Annotated in this window: 1 pseudogene; it reads left to right on the forward strand. The window is 74.1% G+C overall.

The features are described from left to right. Positions 1-394: pseudogene (locus CCN51_RS58730) on the forward strand (hypothetical protein); the annotation flags it as partial.

The following is a 394-nucleotide window of genomic DNA, read 5'->3' on the forward strand; positions in this document are numbered from 1 at the left end:
GGCGCTGGAGGAGCGCGGCGACCACGACTCGGCGGTGCGCGACCTGGAGCGGGCCCGCACGATGTTCAGCCGGATGCGGGATGTGTACGGGCTGGCGTGCGCCCGCCACCACTCCGCGCGGGTCACCCGGGATCTACGGGCGGCGCAGACGGGCTCCCTGCGCAACAGCGGATTCCCGCGGCAGCTGCTGCAGGACGCGCGGAATGACTTCCGCCGCGTAGGGGTGGCCCATGGCGAGGCGTGGTCCTGCGTGGAGCTCGCGGTGATCGACGCGGGAAACGGGCGGGCGGAGCAGGCGCTGGACCTGGTGGAGGAGGCGGCGCGGCTGTTCGCGGAGTACGGCGACCGGCGCGGCCAGAGCTGGGTCCGTTTCCTGCGCTGCACGCTGCTGCCG

This window comes from Streptomyces milbemycinicus (assembly GCF_002154605.1).
Classification (GTDB): domain Bacteria; phylum Actinomycetota; class Actinomycetes; order Streptomycetales; family Streptomycetaceae; genus Streptomyces; species Streptomyces milbemycinicus.